This window comes from Brachybacterium sp., from assembly GCF_052095815.1.
In the GTDB taxonomy this organism is placed as follows: Bacteria; Actinomycetota; Actinomycetes; order Actinomycetales; family Dermabacteraceae; genus Brachybacterium.
The window spans coordinates 27,506-51,487 of the sequence record NZ_JBQDLF010000026.1 but is presented as its reverse complement, the minus strand read 5'-3'; the positions used below and the strand labels follow the sequence as shown (position 1 = coordinate 51,487).

Genomic DNA, 23,982 nt, shown 5'->3' with positions numbered 1-23,982 from the left:
CTAGTGGTGTGAACCTCTCGCGCATCATCCTCGGGCTCCTCGCCCTCGCCCCGATGACCGGATACGACCTCAAAAGGCACTTCGACTCCTCCGTGAGGCACTTCTGGTGGGCCGACAAATCTCAGATCTACCGCACCCTCGCCACCCTCGTCGCCGAGGGCTACGCGGAGGTCGAGACGATCCCCGGCCACGGTGCCCCGGATCGGCAGGAGCACCGCCTCACCGACGCTGGCCGGCACGCGCTCGCGCTGTGGCTGACCTCGCCCCCGGAGCCGCAGCCCTCCCGTCACCCCTTCCTGGCCCGACTGTTCTTCGCCGACGAGCTCGATGACGGCGCCCTGCGCACACTCGTCGCAGACCGCCGTACGGCAGTGACCGAGCGGCTCGCCGAGTTCGAGGGGATGCGCCCCGAGATCGCGGACGAGGCCGAGGGGAACCGCGCCGGGACCCTGCGCCTCGCCACCCTCGACCACGGCATCACGCATGCCCGCGCCGAGCTCCGCTGGCTCGACGACACCGAGAGATCACTACCGTGACCACCTTCCCCGAACTCCACCCTCCCCTCGGACCAGGGTCAGCCGCACCCGTCGTGCTCCTGCACGGCGGAACCGTCGCGAACTGGATGTGGACCGAACAGCTGGGTGCGCTCGATGACCGCGTGGTGCTCGCCCTGGACCTCCCCGGATTCGGTCATCGCGCCGCCGAGACCTGGCCGGGTCTGGATGCTGTGGCAGACGGAGTGATCGCCCGGGCCGACGAGCTCGGGGTCGCCGAGCCCTTCCACCTCGTCGGCCTCTCCCTCGGTGCGGTCACGGCGCTGCGGGTGGTCGCACGTCACCCGGACCGCGTCCGCTCGACACTCGCGACCGGTGCGATCCTCGCTCCCGTCGGCCGCACCGCTCGCGCCCTCAGCCGCCTGCAGATCGCGCTCTGGGACGCTCGCTGGTTCTGGGAGTTGCAGGCGAAGGCCTACGGGCTCGATGCAGAAGGGCGGGAACAGCTCGTCTCCCACGGGCTCACCCTGCGCAAGGAGAGCATGTCGGCGCTCACGACCGAGCTGTTCACCGGCGGCATTCCAGCTGGTCTGAACCCGGGCTCGGGACGGATCCTCGCCATCGCTGCCGAGCACGACCCGTCGGTGTTCCGCGACTCCCTCGCCCTGCTCGGCCGCGCCGCACCCCAGGCGCAGCTTCGCCTGGCCCCGAAGATGCACCACATCTGGAACATCGAGGACGTCGGCCTGTTCAACGACGTCCTGCTCACCTGGCTCGACGGCGCGGTGGACCCTCGACTGCTGGAGGTCGGGCCGCCCGCACGACGCTGAACGTCCCTGACGGACCAGATGGTCCCAGGTCGCCCGATCAGAAACCGTGGCGGAACAGGTCCTCGACCTCGTCGGTGCCGTCGGCCGTGTCGCTGCCGTCGTCCCCGTCGCCGTCTGCCTCCCGCCGCCGCTCCTCCCTCGCGAACAGCGGCACCCGTAAGCGCGTCAGCAGCGGAGCGAGCAGCGCCCCGACCCAGGCCCCGGCGGCGTTGCTCAGCAGATCCTCGATGTCCGCGATCCGCACGCCGCAGGGATAGATCCCGAACGCGCCGGTGTACTGGGTGAGCTCGATCAGCGCTGACAGCAGCACGGCGAGGGCGAGCGAGGTGGTGGTGTCCTGGCGGAAGACGCCCCGCAGGATCAGCCCCAGGGGCACGAACAGCGCCATGTTCATGAGGATCTGCAGCACCGGGAAGCTGGTGGCGAGCTCGAGCAGCCCGGCGCCGCCGCGCTGCATCCCCAGCAGCTCGGAGAGGGAATGGAAGGGGTCCAGCCGCAGAGCACCGCCCGAGCGGCTGCGACAGGTGGTCGCCACGTCATAGGCAGGGGCGATCGTCAGCCCGGCGAGGCTCATCGTGTAGACGCAGATCGCCGCCACCGCCGTCAGCCGGGAGGGCCGCACCCGCCCGAAGCGCCGTCGCTGCAGCCCCATCGCGGGCAGCAGGATCACGGCGAAGACGCCGAGTCCGCCCGCGATGCCCACCAGGGCCAGCCGCATCAACTCGTTCACGACAGCACCGTAAGGTCTCCTGCTGGGCGCGGGCCGCACCGGTCCGCCACGATCCTGCAGGAGCCGACATGTCCTCATCCCCTGATGCACCGCGTCCCGCCCTCCGCGCGGCGCCCCTGAGCCCCGGTTCGCAGATCGTGGGGACCGGCCACTACCGGCCCGAGCGCGTGATGACCAATCACGAACTCGAGCAGCTGGTCGAGACCAATGACGAATGGATCCGACAGCGCACCGGGATCGAGTCCCGACGCATCGCCGCCGCGGGCGAAGGGGTGCCGGAGATGGCGACCGCCGCCGCCCGCGCCGCCCTCGCCGACGCCGGCGTGGACCCCTCCGAGGTCACCCAGATCATCGTCGCGACCTGCTCGAACGAGGAGCGCTCACCGAGCGCCGCCGGCCGCGTCGCCCAGGCGCTCGGCATCCCCGCCCCCGCCGCCTTCGAGGTGGGTGCGGCCTGCTCCGGCTTCGAGCACGCCCTCGCCGTCGCCGACATGTCGATCCGCACCGGCGCCTCCGCGGTCTCCCTGGTGATCGGCGCTGAGAAGCTCTCCGCCTTCACCGACTACACCGACCGCGCCACCTGCATCCTCACGGCCGACGGGGCGGGCGCGATGGTGCTGCGCGCGAGCGAGGAGCCCGGCATCGCCCCCGTCGTGTGGGGCACCGAGCCCGAGCTGGCCGACGCCGTCACCATCAATGCCGACGCCGCTGGCGAGGGACCCTACTTCGCCCAGCAGGGCCGCCAGGTGCTCGGCTGGGCGCTGCGCGAGGCGCCCGGCATCGCCCGACGGATCGTCGAGGCGGCGGGCCTCGGCATCGAGGACATCGACGTGTTCGTCCCCCACCAGGCCAATCTGCGGATGATCGAGCCGCTCGCCGCCGCCCTCGGCCTGCGGGAGGACGCCGTGGTCGCGGACGACATCATCACCTCCGGCAACACCTCCGCCGCGACCATCCCGCTGGCCATCTCCCGGCTGCGCGAGACCGGGCGGATCCCTGCCGGGGCCACGGCGCTGCTGATCGGTTTCGGGGGCGGGTTCGCGTGGGCCGGCCAGGTGGTGCGGCTGCCCTGATCGCAGGGGCGCTCCGCGTATGACCGTCGGCCGTTCCCTATAGGATGGACGAGGGCGTGCAGACGCTTTCCCGGCCCGCCCCGTCCCGCGCGCCGTCCCGCGCTGCGCACCGCCCCCATCCCTGAACACCTTGGAGGACAACCGTGGTGGACTCCCTGACCGTCCAGATCATCGTGACGGTCCTGGTCGGACTGGCCTACATCGTGGGCCTCACAGGCATCGTCGTGCCCGTGCTGCCCGGCACCATCACCCTCGTGATCGCGACCCTGATCTGGGCGATCGTGGTGGGAGGGTGGCCCGCGTGGGTCGCCTTCGCGCTCGTGCTGATCTTCGGAGCGATCGGCATGACCACCAGCTATGTCCTCACCGGGAAACGGCTGCACGCCGCCGAGGTGCCGATGTGGCCGGTCTATGTGGGCATCGCCGCCGGCATCGTCGGCATCTTCGTGATCCCCTTCCTGGGCCTGCCGATCGGGTTCCTGATCGGTCTGTACGTCAGCGAGGCGCTGCGCCAGAAGGACTGGAAGCAGGGCTTCACCTCCGCGTGGGTGGCGATCAAGGCGCTCGGCACCGGCATCCTCATCGAGTTCTCCCTCGCGATGCTCTCCACGATCACCTTCGCGATCGCGGTCGTCGTCCACTTCGTGACCGTATGACCGCGCCCACCCAGCGCCAGCACCCCGCCGTCCTCATCCCGGGCCTGAAGCGCCTGCTGAAGGGCTCCTGGGAGCAGCGGCGCTGGTTCCTGCTCGCCGTGCTCGGCGCGGTCGCCTTCGCCCTGCTGCAGATCGGGACCTCCGCCGTCATCGGCCGCGTCACCGAGCACGTCATCGTGCCCTCCTTCGAGCGCGGCGAGGCGGCACCCGCCCTGATCATCGGCGGCGGCCTCGCGATCCTCGGCATCGCCGTGGCCCGCGCCGTGACCGTGATGGCCCGCCGCATCTTCGCCGCCGCCACCCAGTTCGACCTCTTCCGCCTCTACCGCGAACGGATCGTCGAGGTGTACGCGAAGGTGCCGCTGCTGTGGCATCGCCGCCAGGCCACCGGCACCCTGCTCTCCTCCGTCTACTCCGACGTCGAGGCGACGTTCTTCGCGATGGCGCCCTTCCCCTTCGCGCTGTCCACCATCGTGATGCTGGTCTACGCGACGATCGTCGTGGCCCGCATCGACCCGATGATCCTGCTGATCATGCTCGCCCTGATCGTGCTGCTGATCATCCTCAACGTGATGCTGCAGCGCTTCGCGACCCCCATCGCCATGCGCTCCCAGCAGCTGCGCGCCGAGGTCGCCGAGATCGCCCACGAGTCCTTCGACGGCGCGAACGTCGTGAAGTCGCTGGGCCGCGAGGACGTCGAGGAGAAGCGGTTCACCCGCGCCGCGGACGACCTGCGGGAGACGGGAATCCGCTTCGGCTACATCCGCGGCTGGTTCGACCCGGCGATCGACGCCCTCCCCAACCTCGGCATCCTCGCGGTCGCCGTGCTCGGCGCCTGGCGGATCGGGGAGGGGCACCTCACCACCGGCCAGCTCGTCGAGGTCGCCTACCTGTTCACGCTGATGTCCCTGCCGATCCGCTCCTTCGGCTGGGTGCTCGGCGACCTCTCCCGCACCGTCGTCGGCGGCGGCCGCGTCCAGCAGATCCTCGACGTGGCCGACGAGCGCACCTACGGCCCGGACCCGCTCCCGGACGGCCCAGGCGTGCTCGAGATCGACCGCGTCTCCTTCGTCTACCTCGACGACCCGTCCCAGGTGATCCTCGGCCGCGGCGTCGACGGCGCGAGTCTCGCGGTGCGCAAGGGCCATGCCCTGCACGACGTCAGCCTGCACGCCGACCCGCACGCCGGCACCCGTGTGCTCGCCGTCGTCGGCGCGACCGGCTCCGGCAAGTCCAGCCTCGCGCTGCTGGCCGCGGGCCTGGTCGCACCGACCACCGGGAGCGTGAGCCTCGACGGCGCCGAGCTGCGCACCCTCACCGCCGACGCCCTCACCGCGGACGTCGCCCTCGTGCTCCAGCAGGCCTTCGTGTTCGACGCGACCGTGCGCGAGAACGTCACCCTCGGCGAGGACCTCGACGAGGAGACCGTGCGCTGGGCGCTGCGCGTCGCCCAGGCCGAGACCTTCGTCGACGCCCTCCCCGACGGCCTGGACACCGAGCTGGGGGAGCGCGGCGGCTCGCTCTCCGGCGGTCAGCGCCAGCGCATCGCGCTCGCCCGGGCCCTCGCCCGCAGGCCCCGGCTGCTGATCCTCGACGACGCCACCAGCGCCTGCGACCCCAGCGTCGAGCTCGCCATCCTCGACGGGATCCGCCGCGAGATGACCGAGTCGACCCTGCTGCTGATCGCCTACCGCAAATCCACCATCTCCCTCGCCGACCAGGTCGTCTTCCTCGACCACGGCCGCGTCTCGGACACCGGCACCCACGAGGAGCTGCGCACCCGCTCCACCGGCTACCGCGCCCTGGTCGACGCCTACGACGAGGCCGCGATCTCCCACAACCTGCTCGAAGCCTCCGCCCCGCAGCCCAGCGACGGTCCCGACCCCGCGGTCGCCGTGCCCGCCGAGCGGGAGCGCACCGTCACCGGCGCGATCGCGATCCACGGCGCCGTCGGCCGTCATCGCCACGAGGAATCAGGGGCCGACGAGGGCGAGTGCGAGGTGCCCATCCGCACCGGCGCCCTCCCCGCCGTCGAGCTGCAGCCCGCCGTCGAATCCGGCGTCGAGACCGATGAGAAGAGCGACCGATGACCGCCCCCGGCTCCTCCGCACTCGGCAGCGAGACCACCACCGACGAGGGGGCGATCGCCACCATCCGCCGCGGCCTCGCGCTCACCCCTGAGCTGCTGCGCGGGCTCTGGATCACCCTGCTGCTGGCCGTGGTCGCGACCGCCGGCAAGGTGGTGGTGCCGATCGCGGTGCAGTCGATCCTGGACCGCGGGATCATCGCCCCGGAGACGCCCGACGTCGCCTTCGTCGCCGGCGCCGCCGGCCTCGCGGCCCTGGTGCTGCTGGTCACCGCCTCCTGCAACGTGCTGATGAACCGGCGCCTGTTCCGCCTGGCCGAGCACTCCCTGGCCACCCTGCGCAAGCGCGCCTTCCGCCATATCCACGATCTGTCCCTGCTCACCCAGGGCACCGAGCAGCGCGGCGCGCTGGTCTCCCGCGTGACCAGCGACGTCGACACCGTCAGCCAGTTCATGAGCTTCGGCGGCATCATGCTGGTGGTGATGAGCATGCAGCTCGTCCTGGCCACCGGGGTGATGGCCTTCTACTCCTGGCCGCTCGCCCTCGCCGTCTGGATCTGCTACCTGCCGATCCTGGTCATCATGGGCTCGCTGCAGAAGCGCATCCGCGCCCGATACCAGAGGGTGCGCACGAACGTCGGCGAGATGCTGGGCGCCGTCTCCGAGTCCCTCGTCGGCTCCGCCACCGTGCGCGCCTATGGCACCGAGGAGAGCACCCGCGCCTCCCAGGTGGGACGCATCGGCGAGGTGCGCAACGCCCAGTTCGCGGTGCTGAAGCCCCAGTCCGCGTCCTTCTTCCTCTCGGAGACGGCCGACGGGCTCGCCACCGCCGTGGTGGTCGTGGTCGGCATCGTGCTGGGCACCGGCGCGCTCGGCATCGACCTGCCCGGCGCCGACCTCACCGCCGGCGGCGTGATCGCCTTCGTCTTCCTCGTCTCCCTGTTCAGCCAGCCCGTCCGGATGGGCATCGAGATGCTCTCCGAGGCGCAGAACGCGGTGGCCGGCTGGCGGCGCGTGCTCGGCGTGCTCGACACCCCGGCCGATGTCGCCGACCCCGCCGGTGCGATGGATCCCCACACCGGGCATCACCGCGCACCCGTCCCCGGCGCGACCCCGCTGCCGCAGGGTCTGCTCGATATCGAGATCCGCGATCTGCGCTTCGCGTACCCCACCGGCCCCGAGGTGCTGCACGGCATCGACGTGGCGATCCCTGCCCGCTCCCGGATCGCGATCGTGGGCGAGACCGGCAGCGGCAAGACCACCTTCGCCAAGCTGCTGACCCGCATGATGGACCCCGCGAGCGGCGAGATCCTCATCGGCGGGGTCCCCCTGCACCTGGTGCCCTACGACTCCCTGCGCGCCCGCGTGATCATGGTCCCCCAGGAGGGCTTCCTCTTCGACACCTCGGTCGCCGGGAACCTGCTCTACGGCAGACCCGACGCCACCACCGAGGACATGCGGCAGGCGCTCGAGGAGCTGGGCCTGGCGACCTGGGCCGCGGAGCTGCCCGAGGGGCTCGAGACCCCCGTCGGCCAGCGCGGTGAATCCCTCAGCGCCGGCGAGCGGCAGCTGGTCGCGCTCGCCCGTGCCTACCTCGCCGACCCCGACATCATCGTGCTCGACGAGGCCACCAGCGCCGTCGACCCCGCGGCGGATGTGCGCCTGCAGCAGGCGATCGACGGCCTCGCCCGCGGCCGCACCACGATCACCATCGCCCACCGGCTCTCCACCGCGGAGCGCGCCGACCGCATCATGGTGCTCGACGGCGGTGACCTCGCCGAGCACGGCACCCACGCCGAGCTCGTCGCCCTCGAGGGCGGGATCTACGCGGGGCTGCACCGCTCCTGGGTCGCGCACCGCAGCGAGCGCTGACGCGGCGGATGCTCCGTGCCGTGCCGTGCCGTGCCGTGCCGTGCCGTGACCTCGGCTCAGGGCATCGGAGACGGCCGATGCGCCAGTGCGATCCGCCATCGTGCGCTGGTCCCGTCCGGCGCGCTGGCCGGGCCGACGACAGCGGAACCATCGCCCGGTATGGCGATCTCGTCGCCCTCGAAGGCGGTGACGATCAGGTCGCCATCCCGACTGCGGATCATCACCCGGACCACTGACCTCTCGCCAGTGTGTCCGACCTGCATGATCCCCACCAGGGTGCTGCCGAGCATGGCCTGGGTGCCCTGCGGGTGATCGATGAACTCCATCATCGTCTCCTCACTCTCCGGCGGTCGGTGCGTCGACATAGTTCGTGCGGCGGAAGTTCTCCTGGAACTCGGCCTCCGTCAGCCACAGGCTCCCTCCGGGATTCTCGTTCACCTGAGCATTCGGGCCCCACGGGTTCTGCACCCTGATCATCTGCTCCATGGTGCCGGAACCGGGCGGGTGCTCCCGCATCTCGACCGCATCGACCACATACGAGTGGTTCGGGACGATGTTGTCGGCCTCGACGTGATCCCTCTCGAAGATCCACCATCCGTTCTCCTCGACCTTCGTGTCGACGACGACAGGACCGTCCTCGAGATACCCCTGGATGTCCTCGAGAGTCGCGCCGTCGGCATAGCGGGCGTCGTTGCCCGTGATCATCTCGAGAGCGAGCTCCGGCTGGTCCGCGACGATGTCTCCGTACGAACCTCCCATGTATTCCGCCGCCGCCTTCTCGTAGATCGAGGCCCAGTTCGGCTGGCCGTCCCCGCCCTTGGTTCCGGCGGCGTTGAACGTGCCCTCGACGGTGATCTCCACAGGTTCCCCCTCGTGATACATGGTCACCGTGTAGGTCCCGTCGCCGTTGTCGGAGATCTGCTCCCGGAGCCAGGCGGGGTCGGCGCGGGCCGTGGCGCCGAGCGAAGCGAGGAACCAGCAGTCCCCGATGCCGCGCTGGTTGATGTCATCGACGCTGAAGGGCCTGTCGTCGAGATCGATGTCCTGGTCCGGCGCGTGATGCCCATTCTCCGCGTTGGGGTCGGACTTGTCCCAGTCCTCGATCCCCGGAGGTATCTCCGGGTCCCCTTCCCGGTCCTCGGGATGCAGTTCCGTCCGGCTCCCGTCCTCATTGCTGGACTCGCCCCGATATCCCGAGGACGTGCCGTCACCCCTCTGCGACCATCCCTCCCCGTCGCCCCCGGGACCTCCAGCCGGGTCGGCGTCGGAGGCGGCATCCTGTTCGTCGGCATGGCTCGCCAGCTCGTCCTTCCGGCGCCGAAGATGATCGGCGCAGGCCGTGAAGGCCGGTCCGACCTGGGCGTGCCACATCTGCCGGAACGTCTCCGCGTCCTCGCCGATCCATCCGACCCTGTCGATCGAGACGCTGAGTCCCTCGAAGAGCCGGTCCAGGTCTCCGGCACCTCTTCCGATCGACCCTCCGGCATCACGAAGCTGCTCGGTCTGCGCGCCGAGGAATGCGTTCATCGACGTCCCCCTTCTCCTCGGTCGCTAGAGTATGGCGGGGAGAGGGCCGCCACCAGGGGGAGAACTCCCCATGGCAGCGTCCCGAGGCGTCCGGCCCACCGGGTCCCACGACGCAGCAGCAATCGCCATCGACCCGGGGGAGCAGAGCAGTGAGCGCGGAGCACCTCGAGAGTCCTCATGAGCCTGGGGTGGCGTCTGTGCCTGGGGTGACGTCGCGGCGCCGCACCGTCTTCGCTGCACTGTCGATCGTGCTGGGCGCGCTCGGCGCCGCGTGGTCGGGCGTGGTCACGGCGCTCGTCTTCGAATCCGCCCGCGTCACGTACTACTTGCCGGCGCCAGATTCGACAGTGGCCACCGAACATCATGACTGGCACCTGCCCTCTCTGCTGCTCACGCCGCTCGGTGCCCTCGCCCTCCTCCTCGCGGCCATCGCCCTCGCGCTCGGGGGATGGGGGCTCGTGCGCCGACGCGGGGTGCGAGGCTGGGTGCTCGTGCTGCCCTGCCTCGCCCTGGCGCTCGCCACTGCCGTGCTGGCCCTCGCCGCCGGGATGTCCCAGGACACGTACTGAGCAGGCTCGTGCTGCGCGGGCGCGATTCCCCACCGACGGCGAGGTCCTAGGATTCGGTCGTGCCTGATGCGCTGAACTCGTCCGATCCGCGGAACCCGCCGGTCCCCCCGATCTCCTCGCGCGACGCGCCCCGCTTCGGCAGCGCCGAGCGGAAGAGGGCGCTCGCCGCCGCTTTTCAGGAGCAGGGTGAGGACTATGACCGCTTGCGCCCCGGCTATCCGGACGCCGTGCTCGACGTGTTCCTCGCCCAGGTCGCGGCGCCTCCCGGCAGTACCGCGGTGCGTGCGATCGACCTCGGTGCCGGGACGGGGAAGCTGTCCTGGGCGCTTGCCGGACGAGGGCTGGACGTCACCGCTGTGGACACCAGCCCCGCCATGCTCGAGACCGCACTGCGCCGCAGGCCGACGGGCCCGCCCCCGTTCGCTGGCCGTGCCGTCACCACCCGCGTGGCCCCTGCGGAGGACACGGGCCTGCCCGCGAGCTCCGCCGCGCTGATCACCGTCGCCCAGGCCTGGCACTGGTTCGATGCCGAAGCGGCGTCGGCCGAAGTAGTGCGGCTGATGGCGCCCGGGGGCGTGCTCGCGCTGGTGTGGAACATGCTCGATGTGACGATCCCCTGGGTCCATCGCCTCTCCCGGATCATGCACGCCGGCGACATCCACCGCGAGGACTTCCTGCCCACCGTCGGACCAGGCCTCGAGCTCACCGGGCGCAGCCTGCACCGCTGGGAGGACCCGATGCCCACGCAGGACGTCATCGATCTGGCCCGCACCCGCAGCTACGTCATCACCGCCCCCGAGGAGCGCCGGTCGAAGGTGCTCGCGAACCTCGACTGGTATCTGCACGAGCACCTGGGCCATGCCCCCGGGGACGTGGTCGGGGTCCCGTACCGCACCGACGTCTTCCTCTATCGGCCGACGGGAGAGCCGGGCACCGCTGTCTGAGTCAGACACCGCTGGCTGAGTACGGCCCCGCTGGCTGAGTCCGGTCCCGCTGGCTGAGTCAGCCGCCGCCGCGGCTTGACCCTCTCGTGATCTCTTCGTTGTTGACCTGGGTCACATCCCCGGCTAGCGTATAGAAATCGTTTGCCGCCGTCGTCGGCTGCCGTCATCGTTGCCGGGTCGCTGTCGCTCCCTGCCACTCCCGACGAGTCGATGGCCGAACGCACGTCCCGGGACACATCACCTGCCGCCCGGCGGTGACCCGCCTGTTTCAAGGAGGAGACATGGTCGACACAATCTCTCGCCGCAGCGCCCTGGGTGTCGGCGCAGCCGGCGCCGCCGCGCTCGGACTGGCCGCCTGTGGTGGTGGCGGCAGTGACACCGCGGAGGCCCCGCCGGAGAGCTCGGAAGACATCTCCGGCTCGATCGTCATGTGGATCTATCCGCTGAGCGACTCCGCGAGTGCCGAGTCCTACCAGCCCTACGTCGACTCCTTCAAGGAGAAGTACCCCAACGTCACCGTCGAGGTGGTCCAGCAGCCCTGGGCCAACCGCGAGGAGCAGCTGACCACCGCGATCAGCGGCGGCAACGCCCCGGACGTCGTCTACTTCAACCCCGACTTCGTGCCCCGCTTCGCCGTCGAGGACCTGCTCGTGAACCTCGATGATCTGCGCGACGACTGGGACAGCGCCTTCGTCCCCGCCTCGCTCGAAGCGATGACCTACGAGGGCTCCCTCTACTCTGCCCCGATCCTGATGCAGGCCTCGCAGACCTTCGCCAATCAGAAGGTCCTCGACGAGATCGGCATGGAGGGGCCCACCACCTGGGACGAGCTGCGCGCCGTGGGCGCCGCCGCGAAGGAGAAGGACTACTACCTGCTGGAGTACAGCGGCGACGCCACTTTGAACCACAACTACTACATGTACCTCTGGCAGGCCGGTGGAGAGGTGCTCAGCGAGGACATGAGCACCGCGGCCTTCAACAGCCCCGAGGGCCTCGAGGCGCTCGAGTTCGTCAAGGAGATCGTCGACAACGGCTGGGCACCCAAAGAGCCGATCAGCGTGGTGCTCCCCTTCGAGCAGACCGACCTCGCCCAGGGCAAGGTCGCGTACAGCATGGGCAGCAACATCGGCTCGGTCCGCGCGGTGCTCAAGGATCCGCTGACCATCCTGCCGCCGCTGACGTACAAGGAGCAGGTCGCGATCGGCTCCGTCGGCGCACTGTCGATCTTCAACACCACCGAGGCTCCCGAGGCCGCGGCCGCCTGGGTCCACCACCTCACCGAGCCCGACTTCATCGAGTTCGTGTGCTCGGAGTTCGTCTACTACTCCCCGCGCACCGACGTCACCGGGATCCATGACGACGATGAGCAGGTCGCGGAGTTCGAGCAGTACCTCGACGTGGTCAACGCCGGCATCATCCACCCCAAGGCCCGGGAGATCATCGACGTGATGAAGCCCGAGATCCAGGCGGTGCTGCTGCAGGGCAAGGACCCGCAGGAGGCGCTCGACACCATGGAGACCACCGTCAACGAGCTGCTCGCGCGAGGCTGACCACACCCGATCCGCGCGCCGGGCACACCAGCACCACGTGCACGAGCACCACGTGCCCGGCGCGCCGCAGTCCTGAGAGGAGCCGCATGTCCACGTCCGTGGCACCCGGCACCACCGATACCCCGGCCGACGACGTCGAGCCTTCTGTCGTCACGCCTCGGGTGGCGTCATGGCGGGAGCTGGCAACGTCCCGTGGGGCGCTGATCGCGTATGCGTTCATCTTCCCGTATGTGGCGTTCTTCCTGGCGTTCCGCATCATCCCGGCGCTCTACGGGATCGTGCTGAGCCTGGGTGACTTCTCGCTGTCGGGGCGGTTCAAGTTCGTGGGGCTGGAGAATTTCACGCGCCTGTTCCAGGACGATGTGTTCTGGCATTCGCTGCAGGTCACCGCGATCTATGCGGTGCTGGCGATCCCGTTGTCGGTGGTGCTGTCGCTGTTCATGGCGCAGTTGTGCAACCGCACGATGCGGGGGATGTCGTTCTACCGGGCGCTGTTCTTCCTGCCGGTGGTGACCTCGCCGGTGATCTCGGGGATCATCTTCGTGTGGCTGTTCTCCGGTGGCGGCCCGATCGATGAGACCCTCGGCCTGCTCGGGGTGGAGCTGGGCTCCTGGCTCCAGCATCAGGTGCTGGTCCTGCCCGCTCTGGCGCTGGTCGCGGCGTGGGGCAGCTTCGGCTACAACATGCTGATCCTGCTCGCGGGGATGCTCGCGATCCCGCCGGACTACTACGAAGCCGCGGAGCTCGACGGCACCTCGGCCTGGCAGCGGTTCCGATACATCACGCTGCCGCTGCTGAAGCCGGCGCTGTTCTTCGTGCTGGTGCTGGAGACCGTCAAGAGCTTCCAGGCCTTCGACATCATCTACGTGATGACCGGTGGCGGCCCTGCCCGCGGCTCCTACACCATGACCTTCATGATCTTCGACCAGGGCTTCGGATACTTCGAGTTCGGGTATGCCAGCGCCGTGGGTGTGGTGCTGCTGGTGATCACGCTGGTGCTGTCCCTGATCCAGCGCCGCCTCGTGGGAGGGAACAACTCATGACCTCTACTTCCACCACTTCGAACACTTCCACTGCTTCGAGCGCTGCAGGTGCTGGCGGGCGTCGCGGGCCGGGGCTGCGCCGGCGGGCACCGCTGGGAGTGCGGGCCCGGAAGCATCTGATCCATATCCCGCTCGCGGTGATCGGGTTGGTGACGCTGTTCCCGTTCCTGGCGATGGTGATCATCTCCCTGCACCCGGGGATCCCGGTGCAGGTCCCCGACATCTTCTTCAACACCGACCTGTCGCTGGAGGCGTATCGGCAGGCGCTGCGCAGCTCTCACATCCCGCGCTGGGCGGTGAACACCACCATCTACGCGGTGGTCTCGGTGGTGCTGGTGCTGTTGTTCGCCTCGATGGCCGGGTACGCCTTCGCGAAGAAGAAGTTCCTGGGCCGCGAGGTGATCTTCTGGGTGTTCATCGCGATGCTGATGATCCCGTACCAGCTCACGATCATCCCGCAGTACCTGCTGGTGGGCCAGATCGGTGGCCTGGACTCGATGTGGGGCCTGATCCTGCCCACCGTCGCCAACGCGCAGGCGATGTTCCTGATGCGTCAGTTCATCCAGGACATCCCCGATGAGCTGATCGACGCGGCGAAGATCGACGGTGCTGGAGAGCTGCGGGTCTACTGGTCGATCATCCTGCCCCAGACCAAACCGATCCTCGCGACCCTGGGGACCTTCGTGTTCCTGTGGCATTGGAACGACTTCCTCTGGCCCCTGGTCGCCCAGCAGTCCCCCGACAACTACGTCCTCACCGTCGGACTCAACAGCCTCCAGGAGCAGAACGTCTCCCTCGCGACCCTGATGGCCTCGGCCGTGGTCATGTTCATCCCCGCCCTGCTCGTGTTCATCTTCCTCCAGCGGTACTTCGTGCGTGGAGTGATGATGAGCGGCATCAAGTAGGCATCACCCCAGGACGTAGGCATCACCCCCGGTCCCCTCTCAGCTGTTGCTTGGCAAGTGCTCCGGCGACAGCAGAGAGGGGATCGATGGGATGGCCGTCGCCGACCCCGTCGCCGACCCCGTCGCCGTCGCCCTCGCCGACCCCGACCCTGTCGCCGACGCGGGTGGGTGCGCCGTGCGTACGAACGGAGTCCGCCACCTATGGGCGCCACCCACGGGCGGACAGCGCCTCGCGGACAATGCGGAGGGCGCTCGCGCAGTCCTCGCCGACGTCCTTGCTGTACAGCCGCACCTCCAGCCACCCCGCCTGGGCCGCACGGCGAGCGCGCTCGATGTCCCTCTCGATCTGCTTCGGGTCGTTGTGACCCTGCAACTTTCCCTTTCCCTGGCCCTCGTACTCGACGCAGACGCGATACTCGGGCCAGAGGAAATCCGGCTCATGACGCGACACCCCGTCCGTCCCGATCAGCGGGACATTGAGCTGCGGCGTCGGCAGCCCCGCGCGGGCGAACGCCATGCGGAGAAGAGTCTCCCGCGGGGAGCCGGCGCCGATGCGCACGTCCTCGAGAGCCCGACGCAGCGCTGCGGCATGACGGCCGGTGCAGAGCTGGCGCAGCTCCTCGATCGTGCACCAGGGTTCGGTTCTCCCCTGCTCGAGGCCGGGACGCGGAATCCGCACCAGGTGATCTCCGATCGCGACCAGCCATAAATGGGGGAGTGCGGCGGCCAGATCACGCCAGGTCCGGGCACGGGTCGTCAACCGCACCTGTGCCAACGGGAGCTCGGAACCGTCAGGTTCCGGCGCGAGCCGGTACCTCGCCGAGCGCACCTGAGCGGCATCGAGGACGAACTCGTGCCAGCGGACGACCTCATCGGAACCCGCACGCCCACCGGATATGGAGAAGTGCACCGGACTGCTGGATGACCAGGACTCTGGGTCGAGAGAGAGCGGGAAGCTCTGCATCCGCGCGGCGGAGAGGCCGACGACTACGGCAGCCGGGTCCTCCCGGCAGATCGCGGCGGCGATGTCTTGCTCCGTGAGTTTCCAGCCCGTGCGAGAGAGCAACCCGGCCGGAGCACGGTGAGGTCCTTGCGCCGCAGGCGCTCCGGGGAGACCCCCGCGCGAAGTGCCTCAGTGCGGGTGAAGACACGCCACTGAAGCGAGGCGGGGAGCGGAGCCGGTCGAGGCGTCATGTCCTCAGGGTGCCTTCGGAGGTGGGCAGTGCCTCTGCGCCATCCACATTCCCGGATTGGGGAGGAACGGACCCTGGACAGGTGCCCGGTCCAGTCCAGCCCAGCCCAGCCCAGCCCAGTCCAGCCCATCCCAGCCCAGCCGAGCCCAGCACAGCCCAGGGCGAGGCTGAGGGCAAGGGAGCCCACCAGGGCGTGACGACCGGGTGTGACGTGGCGTCCCGTCTCAGCTGTCGCTTGGCGAGCGTGCAGGCGACAGTAGAGAGGGGATCGACGTGATCTGTCCGGAGCATCCCCTCTCAGCTGTCGGTGAGAGGGCCCCGAAGTGACAGTTCAGAGGGGATACCTGCCAGTAGCCAAGAGAGGTGCGGAGGGAGGCGCCCAGAGAGGGGTGGAGAGAGGTGCCCAAAAAGTGGTGGAGAGAGGGGTGGGAGAGGCGTGGAGAGGGTGGCTGGCGGACGAGAGGTTCAGTGGGCTGGCGGAGCGTGGAGCCTGGGGCTCAGCCTCCCGCCCCGCCTGCGCCGCCGGCCCCGCCGGAGTCGGAGGGCCCGACTGGCCCGCCGGTCTCATCGGCCGGAGGAGCGATGCTCATGTCGGTGATGCGCCAGCGCTCACCGTCCCAGGCGATGGTGGCGATCAGCTGGCCGGTCACCTCGGTGAGCTGAGTGGCCTGCAGGTCCGGGTCGTCCACCAGAATGGACTCCTCCTGGGCGAAGTCGGCGACCACGGTCCCGGTGGCCGGAGGCTCGCCGGTGCCCTCGAAGGACGTCGAGTGGATCACGAAGGCCCCGTCCACGAGATAGCCGCCCTGCGCGGCGAGCGTCTCTGCATTGCTGAGGAAGCTCACGCACACCTGGCAGTTGGGATCGATGGAGTCCTCCCAGACGGAGACATCGCCGCTGCTCATCATGTAGTCGTAGGACTCGAGCAGGTAGGTGAGTGTGGCCTGTGCGCCCTCGGCGCTCTGCTCCGTGAGTCCGGCGGGCTCGGCGGGGCGGGGCAGCTCGGGGCGCGGCGGCTGCGCGGCGGGGTCCGCGGTCGGCCGGTCCTCCGGGCTCTCAGCGCTCTGCGAGTTCTCGGCCGTCTGCTGTTCAGCGCCCGGCCCCATCAGCTGACCGATCCCCATCACTCCGAGGGGGACCACCAGCAGGACCGCGAGCGCGATGATGATGAGGCGTTGGACTGGTCGATTCACCCGCCCCACGGTAGACGACACCTCTGGGCGGGCAGGGGGAGAGGTGGTCGCCGCCACGTGCGGCCGGTCCCCGTCCACGGGCGTCCGACCGTCGCGCACGCGCGCCCGACCCCGCCCGTCGGCCCCGGATCCCGGTTCCACCCCACCGTTCCGTCCGACTGTTCCGCCCTGCGCGGATCCGCCCTAAGTCGGATGCGGTGAGACGCCGGGAAAGCCTATGCTTCCCGGGTCGACAGGTCCGTGCCCGGCGCCGTCGGCCCTTCGGAAGGAATCCTGTGACCCTGCTGCGCCTGGTGCTGAGGGGCCTGAAGCCGTACTGGATCTGGGTGCTCCTCGTGGTGCTCTTCCAGATCGTCGGCGTGCTGGCTGCGCTCTACCTGCCCACCCTGAACGCGGACATCATCGATGATGGTGTCGCCAAGGCTGATGTGCCCGTGATCTGGCAGCTCGGCCGACTGATGCTGGTCATCTCCTTCGGCAACATCATCGCGCTGGTGGTGGCGAATTACTTCGCCGCGCGCTCCGCGATGCGGGTCGGCAAGGATCTGCGTTCGACGGTGTTCGGGCGTGTCAGCTCCTTCTCCCCGCGCGAACTCGCCGAATTCGGCACCCCCTCGCTGATCACCCGTTCCACCAATGACGTCCAGCAGGTGCAGATGCTGGTCTTCTTCAGCCTGAACATGCTGGTCCAGGCCCCGGTGACCGGGGTGGGCGGCGTGATCCTGGCGCTGCGCGTGGAGCCGGGGATGGCCTGGCTGATCGCGGTGATGGTGCCGGTGATGCTTATCGCCGTCGGCATCCTGATCTTCAAGGCCGCGCCGCTGTTCAAGCAGATGCAGGGCAAGATCGACGACATCAACGGGGTGCTGCGCGAGCAGATCACCGGCATCCGGGTGCTGCGCGCCTTCGTGCGCGAGGACCGCGAGCGGGAGCGCTACGCGGTGGTCAACGACCAACTCACCGACCTGAACCGTCGGATCGGGCTGCTGATGATCCTGATCAACCCGATCATCATGTTCATCCTGAACGTCTCCAGCGTGATGGTGCTGCTGGTCGCCGCGCCGCGCATCGACTCGGGGCAGATGGAGATCGGCTCGATCACCGCCTTCATCGCCTACCTGATGCAGATCCTGATCGCGGTGATGATGGCGACCTTCATGACGATGATGATCCCCCGCGCGATGGTCTCCGCCGACCGCATCACCGAGGTGCTCGATACCGAGACCAGCGTCCATCAGCGCACCGACGGGATCCGCGGCCTCGAGGGGCCGGTCGAGCTGACCTTCGACAAGGTCTCCTTCACCTACCCGGGGGCCGAGCGCCCGGTGCTCGAGGACATCTCCTTCTCCGCCCGCGCCGGGCAGACCGTCGCGATCATCGGCGGTACCGGCGCCGGCAAGACCACCCTGATCAACCTGGTGCCGCGCCTGATGGACGCCACCGAGGGCAGGGTGCTGCTGAACGGGCATGACGTGCGCGACCTCGACGCACGGGTGCTCTGGGACCGAGTGGGCCTGGTCCCGCAGCGGCCCTACCTCTTCTCTGGCACGGTCGCCTCGAACCTGCGGTTCGGGGATCCATCGGCCGACGAACAGGACCTCTGGCATGCGCTGACCGTCGCGCAGGGTCGTGACTTCGTGGCGTCGATGCCCACGGAGCTCGAGTCCCCGATCGCGCAGGGCGGCACCAACGTCTCCGGCGGGCAGCGGCAGCGGCTGTGCATCGCCCGGGCGCTGGTCGCGAAACCGTCCCTGTACCTGTTCGACGATTCGTTCAGCGCGCTGGACCTCACCACCGATGCGAGGCTGCGCGCCGCGTTGGTCCCGGAGACGAAGGATGCCCTGATGCTGATCGTCGCCCAGCGGGTCTCGACCATCACCGCCGCGGATCTGATCCTGGTGCTGGACAACGGTCGGATCATCGATCAGGGCACCCATGCCGAGCTGCTCGAGGGCTCGGAGACCTACCAGGAGATCGTCCGCTCGCAGGGCGTCGAGGAGGAGGTGGCCTGATGACTGCTCCGAAGAACACTCCTCAGCGTCCTGAGGACCCCGCGACCCCCGTCGGCTCCCAGGCTCCTGCGACCCCCGCCGGGGACGAGGCGTCCACCGCGGCGGAGATCGCCGCCGAGAAGGACGCCGCGCGCGGCCTGCGACCCGGCCAGAGCGCGAAGAACTTCTGGCCCTCGACCAAGCGCCTGCTGCGGGAGATGGGGCCCGAGCGCGCCTTCCTGTTCATCGCGATCGCGGTCGGATTCGTCTCCGTCGCGTTCTCCGTGGTGGGTCCCAAGATCCTGGGCCGCGCCACCGACATCATCTTCACCGGCCTGCTCTCGAAGAACCTGCCTGCGGGGGCGGACCCGGCCGACGTGATCGCGCAGCTGCGTGCCGACGGCCAGGAGCAGTTCGCGAACATGCTCTCGGGCATGACCCTGACCCCGGGCGTGGGCATCGACTTCGATGCGCTCTATCAGACGCTCGGTCTCGCCGTCGGCCTCTTCGCCGTCTCCGCGCTGCTGATGTGGTTCCAGGGCGTGGCCCTGAACCGGATCATCTACCGCATGGTGTCGCGTCTGCGCCGTGACGTCGAGGAGAAGCTGCACCGGCTGCCGCTGGCCTACTTCGACAAGATGAAGCGCGGGGAGATCCTCTCGCGCGTCACCAACGACATCGACAACATCCAGAACACCCTGATGAACACCGTCACCGGGCTCGTGAACTCGATCCTGATGGTCATCGGCGTGCTGGTCATGATGTTCACGATCTCCTGGCAGCTCTCCCTGATCGCGCTCGCGGTGATCCCGGTCGCGCTGGTGCTGACGGGCTTCGTCGGCAAGCGCGCGCAGAAGCTGTTCGCCCAGCAGTGGGACGCCACCGGCGTGGTGAACTCCGAGGTGGAGGAGGCGTACACCGGCCACGGCCTGGTGACCGTCTTCGGCCGGCGTGACGAGGTCGCCGCCCGCTTCGAGGAGCGCAACGAGACCCTGTTCCGCGCCACCTTCGGCGCCCAGTTCGTCTCCTCCCTGATCATGCCGCTGATGATGTTCGTGGGGAACCTCAGCTACGTCGCGATCGCGATCGTGGGAGGGCTGCGGATCGTCTCCGGCCAGCTCACCCTCGGCGATGTCCAGGCGTTCATCCAGTACTCGCGCCAGTTCACCCAGCCGCTGAGCCAGGTCGCCTCGATGGCGACGATGCTGCAGTCGGGCGTGGCCAGCGCCGAGCGGGTCTTCGAGCTGCTGGACGCCGGGGAGCAGGAGCCGGAGACCACCGTGGACACCGCCGCGGCCGGCATCGGCGAGGGACGCGTCGAGTTCGAACATGTCGCTTTCTCCTACAGCCCCGATCGCGAGCTGATCCGCGACCTGTCGCTGGTCGCAGACCCCGGGCACACGGTCGCGATCGTGGGGCCGACGGGCGCGGGCAAGACCACTCTGGTCAACCTCGTGATGCGGTTCTACGAGGTCGACGGCGGCCGGATCACGATCGACGGCATCGACATCCGCGACCTCACCCGCGCCCAGCTGCGCGAGCGCACCGGCATGGTCCTCCAGGACACCTGGCTGTTCAAGGGCTCGCTCATGGAGAACATCCGCTACGGCCGCCTGGACGCGAGCGACGACGAGGTCATCGAGGCGGCCCGCGCCACCCACGTCGACGACTTCGCCCGGCAGCTGCCCGAGGGCTATGACACCGTCGTGGACGACGACGAGACCACCCTCTCGGCCGGTGAGAAGCAGCTGGTGACCATCGCCCGTGCCTTCCTCGCCCGGCCCAGCCTGCTGATCCTCGACGAGGCGACCTCGAGCGTGGACACCCGCACCGAGGTGCTCGTGCAGAAGGCGATGAATGCGCTGCGCGCCGGGCGCACCTCCTTCGTGATCGCCCACCGCCTCTCGACCATCCGCGATGCGGATCTGATCCTGGTGATGGAGGACGGCGACATCGTCGAGCAGGGCGACCACGAGCAGCTGCTCGCCGTCGGCGGCGCCTATGCCCGCCTGTACCGCTCGCAGTTCGAGGGCGCGGCGGTGGATATCGACGCCGAGTCGGAGCTCGCCGGGAGCGGGGCGGAGGACGCCGAGGACGAGGTAGCGACCACCACCGGCGGGATGGCACTGGGCGGCTGAGCTGGTGGGGCGGCTGAGCTGCTGGGAGGCTGAGCTGGTGGGGCGGCTGGGCCCCGCCGGTCACGCCCCTGGTGAATCGCGCGACAGCAACTTGTTTCCATGCAAACCTATGAATACTATTCATCGGTGACTGTTTCTCGCCCCCGACGGCGCACCCTGCTGCGCGCCGCGCCCCTGGCCCTGGCCACGGCTGTGCTGACCTCGGCACTGGCCTCCTGCACCCGCGCCTCCGAGCGCCTGGATGCGGAGTCCAACGCCGTGCCGGAGGTCGACCTTTCCGGCATCGCCGAGGTGCCCGAGATCGCCGCGCTGGTCCCGGCAGAGATCCGCGAGCGCGGTGAGCTCGTCAACGGCGCGGCCCTGAACTACGCCCCGGGCGAGTTCGTGGGCTCCTCGGGCGAGGCGATCGGCTACGACATGGACATCCTTGCCGGGATCGGTGCGGTGCTGGGGCTGACCACCCGCACCGAGGCTGCGGTGTTCGCGCAGATCATCCCCGCCGTCGGCTCCACCTATGACGTCGGCATGTCGAGCTTCACCGTCAACGAGGAGCGGCTCGAGGCCGTCAGCATGGTCTCCTACTTCCAGGCCGGCATCTCCTATGCCGTGAAGGCCGGGAACCCCTATGGCATCCATCCCGACGACCTCTGCGGCAAGCGGGTCGCCCTCCAGGTGGGCACCTACCAGGAGGAGCTCTCCATCGAGCGCTCCCAGGAGTGCCGGGACGGAGGCGCAGAGGCGTATGACCTGCTCGCCTATGCGTCCAATTCCGATGCGGCGACCAACGTCGCCGGCGGCAAGGGCGACATCCTGATGGCCGACTCCCCGGTGACCGCCTACGCCATCGCCCGCTCCCGCGGGACCCTCGAGGCGATCGGCGAGATCGAAGAATCCGCCCTCAACGGCATCGTCGTCGCCAAGGACCAGCCCGAGCTGGCCGACGCGCTCCGCGCCGCCGTGCAGCACCTCATCGACGCCGGCCACATGGAGCACATCCTCGCTGCATGGGGCAATGAAGCAGGCCTGATCCCGACCGCGGAAGTGAACCCCCAGCCGTGACCACCACCCAGACCCCCGCCCCGTCCCCGTCGGCCCCGCCGCCCGCGACGGAGCGCTTCACCCCGATCCGCGCCAAGGCCGCCCCCCGCCCCGGCACCTGGATCTCCGCCGTCATCGCAGCCCTGCTGGTCCTGGGCCTGATCTGGTTCCTGGTGACCAACCCGGTGCTCGAATGGGGCACCGTGGCCACGTATCTGCTGGACGTCAAGGTGATCCAGGGCGTCGGCTGGACGCTGCTGCTGACGGTGCTGTCGATGGTGCTGGGCACCGTCGTGGCGCTGACCGCAGCAGTGATGCGCCGCAGCGACAACCCGGTGCTGCGCGGTGTGAGCTGGGCATACATCTTCGTCTTCCGTGGCATCCCGGTCTACACCCAGCTCGTGTTCTGGGGCCTGTTCACGGTGATCGTGCCCAAGATCGTGATCGGCGTGCCGTTCGGACCCGAACTGCTGAGCTTCTCCACCCGTGACCTGCTCACCGCCTTCTGGGCGGCCGTGATCGGCCTGGGCCTGAACGAGGGCGCCTATCTCGCCGAGATCATCCGCTCCGGCCTGAACTCCGTGGACAAGGGCCAGACCGAGGCCTCCAAGGCCCTCGGCATGAGCAACGGCAAGATCCTGCGCCGCATCATCGTGCCGCAGGCGATGCGCGTGATCGTCCCGCCGCTCGGCAACGAGACGATCGGCATGCTCAAGACCACCTCGCTGGTGCTCGCAGTGCCCTTCACGCTCGACCTCACCTTCGCCACCAACGGCATCGCCAACAAGCTGTTCACCCCGATCCCGCTGCTGATCGTCGCCGCGCTGTGGTACCTCGCGATCACCAGCGTGCTGATGGTGGGTCAGCACTACCTCGAGAAGCACTTCGGTCGAGGCTTCGATGACCGCACCCCGACCACCGGCCGCAGCAGGCGCTCCCGTCAGGCGGCGGTCAACAGCGCCGGCACCACCCCGCAGAACCCGCTCCCGGAGGTGGAGCTGTGATGAGCCAGAACCCTGAAATCCCCGCGCCCGACGGCGCCTCTGCGCCCGGCGGCACTCTCGCGTCCGACGGCGCCTCTGCGCCCGGCGGTACTTCCGCGCCCGACGGTACTTCCGCGCCCCGCACCGTGATCCAGGTCGAGGGCGTCCACAAATCCTTCGGTGACCTGCACGTGCTGAAGGACTGCGACCTCACGGTGCGCTCCGGCGAGGTGGCCGTGCTGGTGGGGCCCTCCGGCTCCGGCAAGTCCACCCTGCTGCGCTGCATCAACCAGCTCGAGGAGCCCACCGCCGGGCGGGTCCTGATCGACGACGTGGTGCAGGGCTACGCCCCCGACCCGCTGCCCGACGGCCGCTGGCAGAAGCTCACCTCCGCCCAGATCGCCGCCCAGCGCTCCCGCATCGGCATGGTCTTCCAGCGCTTCCACCTGTTCCCGCACCTTACGGCGCTCGGCAACGTGATGGAGGCGCCGAGGCAGGTGCGCGGCCTCCCCAAGGCCGTCGCCGAGCAGAAGGCGCGGGCACTGCTGGAGCGCGTGGGCCTCGCCGACCGCGCGGACCACTACCCCTCCGAGCTCTCCGGCGGTCAGCAGCAGCGCGTCGCGATCGCCCGCGCGCTGGCAATGGACCCCGAGCTGATGCTCTTCGACGAGCCCACCAGCGCCCTGGACCCGGAGCTGGTCTCCGAGGTGCTCACCGTCCTCAAGGATCTCGCGGCCGACGGGATGACCATGGTCGTGGTGACCCACGAGATGGGCTTCGCCCGCGAGGTCGCCGACCAGGTGGTGTTCATGGACGAGGGCCGCATCCTCGAGCGAGGCACCCCTGAGCAGGTCATCGACCACCCCGAGTCCGAACGGCTGCAGGGCTTCCTCGCCTCGGTGCTCTGAGCCGGTCCTTGGCCCGTCTTACCTTATGGGCCACCACTTTTCTGTCTCTGACGAGGTCTTGAACGCGCCACAGTCGTTCAACCCTCACGAGAGACCAAGTTCTGGTGGCGCTCTTCTGATGGCGGCCTGAGCGCATGGGTCGGCCCTGAACGCAGTGCAGGGTGCCCCACGCATGGGGCACCCTGCACTGCAATGGTCGGCTACCGGCTACCGGCTACCGGCTACCGGCTACCGGCTACCGGCTACCGGCTACCGGCTA

General features: G+C 69.2%; 21 protein-coding genes. 16 read left to right on the top strand and 5 right to left on the bottom strand.

Annotated features, from left to right (window positions below; translation table 11 throughout):
* The first annotated feature begins 8 nt into the window (after positions 1-8).
* Positions 9-536, top strand: a complete 528-nt coding sequence (locus ACTH43_RS11410) for a PadR family transcriptional regulator (protein ID WP_441445017.1) — start codon at positions 9-11, stop codon at positions 534-536.
* Positions 533-1,324 (top strand): alpha/beta fold hydrolase, encoded by a 792-nt coding sequence (locus ACTH43_RS11405; protein WP_441445016.1) that lies wholly within the window; start codon positions 533-535, stop codon positions 1,322-1,324. Before ACTH43_RS11410 ends, ACTH43_RS11405 begins: the two co-directional genes overlap by 4 nt.
* Positions 1,325-1,361: 37 nt before the next feature.
* On the opposite strand, the gene ACTH43_RS11400 is transcribed toward ACTH43_RS11405, so the two are convergent.
* Complete coding sequence (locus ACTH43_RS11400; RefSeq protein ID WP_441445015.1) at positions 1,362-2,054, bottom strand: VanZ family protein; 693 nt, start codon at positions 2,052-2,054, stop codon at positions 1,362-1,364.
* 68 nt (positions 2,055-2,122) lie between these two features.
* Between ACTH43_RS11400 and ACTH43_RS11395 the strand changes: the two genes are divergently transcribed.
* From ACTH43_RS11395 to ACTH43_RS11380, 4 genes are all read left to right on the top strand, one after another.
* Positions 2,123-3,127 (top strand): beta-ketoacyl-ACP synthase 3, encoded by a 1,005-nt coding sequence (locus tag ACTH43_RS11395; RefSeq protein ID WP_441445014.1) that lies wholly within the window; start codon positions 2,123-2,125, stop codon positions 3,125-3,127.
* 146 nt (positions 3,128-3,273) lie between these two features.
* Positions 3,274-3,783 carry a DUF456 domain-containing protein gene (locus ACTH43_RS11390; RefSeq protein WP_441445013.1) on the top strand — a complete coding sequence of 170 codons (510 nt, stop codon included), beginning with the start codon at positions 3,274-3,276 and terminating at the stop codon, positions 3,781-3,783.
* Positions 3,780-5,873, top strand: coding sequence for an ABC transporter ATP-binding protein (locus ACTH43_RS11385; protein WP_441445012.1), 2,094 nt, complete (start codon positions 3,780-3,782; stop codon positions 5,871-5,873). Before ACTH43_RS11390 ends, ACTH43_RS11385 begins: the two co-directional genes overlap by 4 nt.
* Positions 5,870-7,741, top strand: a complete 1,872-nt coding sequence (locus ACTH43_RS11380; protein WP_441445011.1) for an ABC transporter ATP-binding protein — start codon at positions 5,870-5,872, stop codon at positions 7,739-7,741. Before ACTH43_RS11385 ends, ACTH43_RS11380 begins: the two co-directional genes overlap by 4 nt.
* A 56-nt stretch (positions 7,742-7,797) precedes the next feature.
* On the opposite strand, the gene ACTH43_RS11375 is transcribed toward ACTH43_RS11380, so the two are convergent.
* Both ACTH43_RS11375 and ACTH43_RS11370 read right to left on the bottom strand, forming a co-directional pair.
* Entirely contained in the window at positions 7,798-8,070 is a 273-nt protein-coding gene (locus ACTH43_RS11375; RefSeq protein WP_441445010.1) for a hypothetical protein, read from the bottom strand.
* A 7-nt stretch (positions 8,071-8,077) separates the two neighbouring features.
* Positions 8,078-9,268: a C2 family cysteine protease gene (locus ACTH43_RS11370; RefSeq protein WP_441445009.1), complete on the bottom strand. Its 1,191-nt coding sequence runs from the start codon at positions 9,266-9,268 to the stop codon at positions 8,078-8,080.
* A 188-nt stretch (positions 9,269-9,456) separates the two neighbouring features.
* Between ACTH43_RS11370 and ACTH43_RS11365 the strand changes: the two genes are divergently transcribed.
* The 5 genes from ACTH43_RS11365 to ACTH43_RS11345 all read left to right on the top strand — a co-directional run bounded on the left by ACTH43_RS11365 (position 9,457) and on the right by ACTH43_RS11345 (position 14,279).
* Positions 9,457-9,837, top strand: coding sequence for a hypothetical protein (locus ACTH43_RS11365; RefSeq protein WP_441445008.1), 381 nt, complete (start codon positions 9,457-9,459; stop codon positions 9,835-9,837).
* A 59-nt stretch (positions 9,838-9,896) separates the two neighbouring features.
* Positions 9,897-10,781 (top strand): class I SAM-dependent methyltransferase, encoded by an 885-nt coding sequence (locus ACTH43_RS11360; protein ID WP_441445007.1) that lies wholly within the window; start codon positions 9,897-9,899, stop codon positions 10,779-10,781.
* Positions 10,782-11,062: 281 nt separating this feature from the next.
* Complete coding sequence (locus ACTH43_RS11355) at positions 11,063-12,331, top strand: ABC transporter substrate-binding protein (protein ID WP_441445006.1); 1,269 nt, start codon at positions 11,063-11,065, stop codon at positions 12,329-12,331.
* 86 nt (positions 12,332-12,417) lie between these two features.
* Complete coding sequence (locus tag ACTH43_RS11350; RefSeq protein ID WP_441445005.1) at positions 12,418-13,374, top strand: carbohydrate ABC transporter permease; 957 nt, start codon at positions 12,418-12,420, stop codon at positions 13,372-13,374.
* The gene (locus ACTH43_RS11345; protein WP_441445004.1) at positions 13,371-14,279 is read left to right on the top strand and encodes a carbohydrate ABC transporter permease; all 909 of its coding nucleotides are present in this window, start codon (positions 13,371-13,373) and stop codon (positions 14,277-14,279) included. Before ACTH43_RS11350 ends, ACTH43_RS11345 begins: the two co-directional genes overlap by 4 nt.
* Positions 14,280-14,478: 199 nt before the next feature.
* Here ACTH43_RS11345 and ACTH43_RS11340 read toward each other — a convergent pair whose 3' ends face one another.
* Together ACTH43_RS11340 and ACTH43_RS11335 are read right to left on the bottom strand one after the other, a co-directional pair.
* Positions 14,479-15,189 (bottom strand): hypothetical protein, encoded by a 711-nt coding sequence (locus ACTH43_RS11340; RefSeq protein WP_441445003.1) that lies wholly within the window; start codon positions 15,187-15,189, stop codon positions 14,479-14,481.
* 780 nt (positions 15,190-15,969) lie between these two features.
* Positions 15,970-16,665 (bottom strand): DUF6318 family protein, encoded by a 696-nt coding sequence (locus ACTH43_RS11335; RefSeq protein ID WP_441445002.1) that lies wholly within the window; start codon positions 16,663-16,665, stop codon positions 15,970-15,972.
* 275 nt (positions 16,666-16,940) lie between these two features.
* Between ACTH43_RS11335 and ACTH43_RS11330 the strand changes: the two genes are divergently transcribed.
* The 5 genes from ACTH43_RS11330 to ACTH43_RS11310 all read left to right on the top strand — a co-directional run bounded on the left by ACTH43_RS11330 (position 16,941) and on the right by ACTH43_RS11310 (position 23,723).
* On the top strand, positions 16,941-18,677 hold the full coding sequence (locus ACTH43_RS11330) for an ABC transporter ATP-binding protein (RefSeq protein WP_441445001.1): 1,737 nt from the start codon (positions 16,941-16,943) through the stop codon (positions 18,675-18,677).
* Positions 18,677-20,794, top strand: a complete 2,118-nt coding sequence (locus ACTH43_RS11325; RefSeq protein ID WP_441445000.1) for an ABC transporter ATP-binding protein — start codon at positions 18,677-18,679, stop codon at positions 20,792-20,794. The genes ACTH43_RS11330 and ACTH43_RS11325 overlap by 1 nt, the downstream gene beginning before the upstream one ends.
* Before the next feature lie 126 nt (positions 20,795-20,920).
* On the top strand, positions 20,921-21,853 hold the full coding sequence (locus tag ACTH43_RS11320) for an ABC transporter substrate-binding protein (RefSeq protein ID WP_441444999.1): 933 nt from the start codon (positions 20,921-20,923) through the stop codon (positions 21,851-21,853).
* A complete protein-coding gene (locus tag ACTH43_RS11315; RefSeq protein WP_441444998.1) occupies positions 21,850-22,836 on the top strand; it encodes an amino acid ABC transporter permease in 987 nt (328 codons plus the stop codon). The genes ACTH43_RS11320 and ACTH43_RS11315 overlap by 4 nt, the downstream gene beginning before the upstream one ends.
* Positions 22,836-23,723, top strand: a complete 888-nt coding sequence (locus tag ACTH43_RS11310; RefSeq protein ID WP_441444997.1) for an amino acid ABC transporter ATP-binding protein — start codon at positions 22,836-22,838, stop codon at positions 23,721-23,723. The genes ACTH43_RS11315 and ACTH43_RS11310 overlap by 1 nt, the downstream gene beginning before the upstream one ends.
* Positions 23,724-23,982 lie beyond the last annotated feature (259 nt).

Excerpts from the sequence above, each read along its gene's own strand:
- ACTH43_RS11395 (WP_441445014.1), top strand. The coding sequence starts at position 2,123 with ATGTCCTCATCCCCTGATGCACCGCGTCCCGCCCTCCGCGCGGCGCCC.
- ACTH43_RS11350 (WP_441445005.1), top strand. The coding sequence starts at position 12,418 with ATGTCCACGTCCGTGGCACCCGGCACCACCGATACCCCGGCCGACGAC.
- ACTH43_RS11370 (WP_441445009.1), bottom strand. The coding sequence starts at position 9,268 with ATGAACGCATTCCTCGGCGCGCAGACCGAGCAGCTTCGTGATGCCGGA.
- ACTH43_RS11310 (WP_441444997.1), top strand. The coding sequence starts at position 22,836 with ATGAGCCAGAACCCTGAAATCCCCGCGCCCGACGGCGCCTCTGCGCCC.
- ACTH43_RS11355 (WP_441445006.1), top strand. The coding sequence starts at position 11,063 with ATGGTCGACACAATCTCTCGCCGCAGCGCCCTGGGTGTCGGCGCAGCC.
- ACTH43_RS11325 (WP_441445000.1), top strand. The coding sequence starts at position 18,677 with ATGACTGCTCCGAAGAACACTCCTCAGCGTCCTGAGGACCCCGCGACC.
- ACTH43_RS11380 (WP_441445011.1), top strand. The coding sequence starts at position 5,870 with ATGACCGCCCCCGGCTCCTCCGCACTCGGCAGCGAGACCACCACCGAC.
- ACTH43_RS11345 (WP_441445004.1), top strand. The coding sequence starts at position 13,371 with ATGACCTCTACTTCCACCACTTCGAACACTTCCACTGCTTCGAGCGCT.
- ACTH43_RS11385 (WP_441445012.1), top strand. The coding sequence starts at position 3,780 with ATGACCGCGCCCACCCAGCGCCAGCACCCCGCCGTCCTCATCCCGGGC.
- ACTH43_RS11375 (WP_441445010.1), bottom strand. The coding sequence starts at position 8,070 with ATGATGGAGTTCATCGATCACCCGCAGGGCACCCAGGCCATGCTCGGC.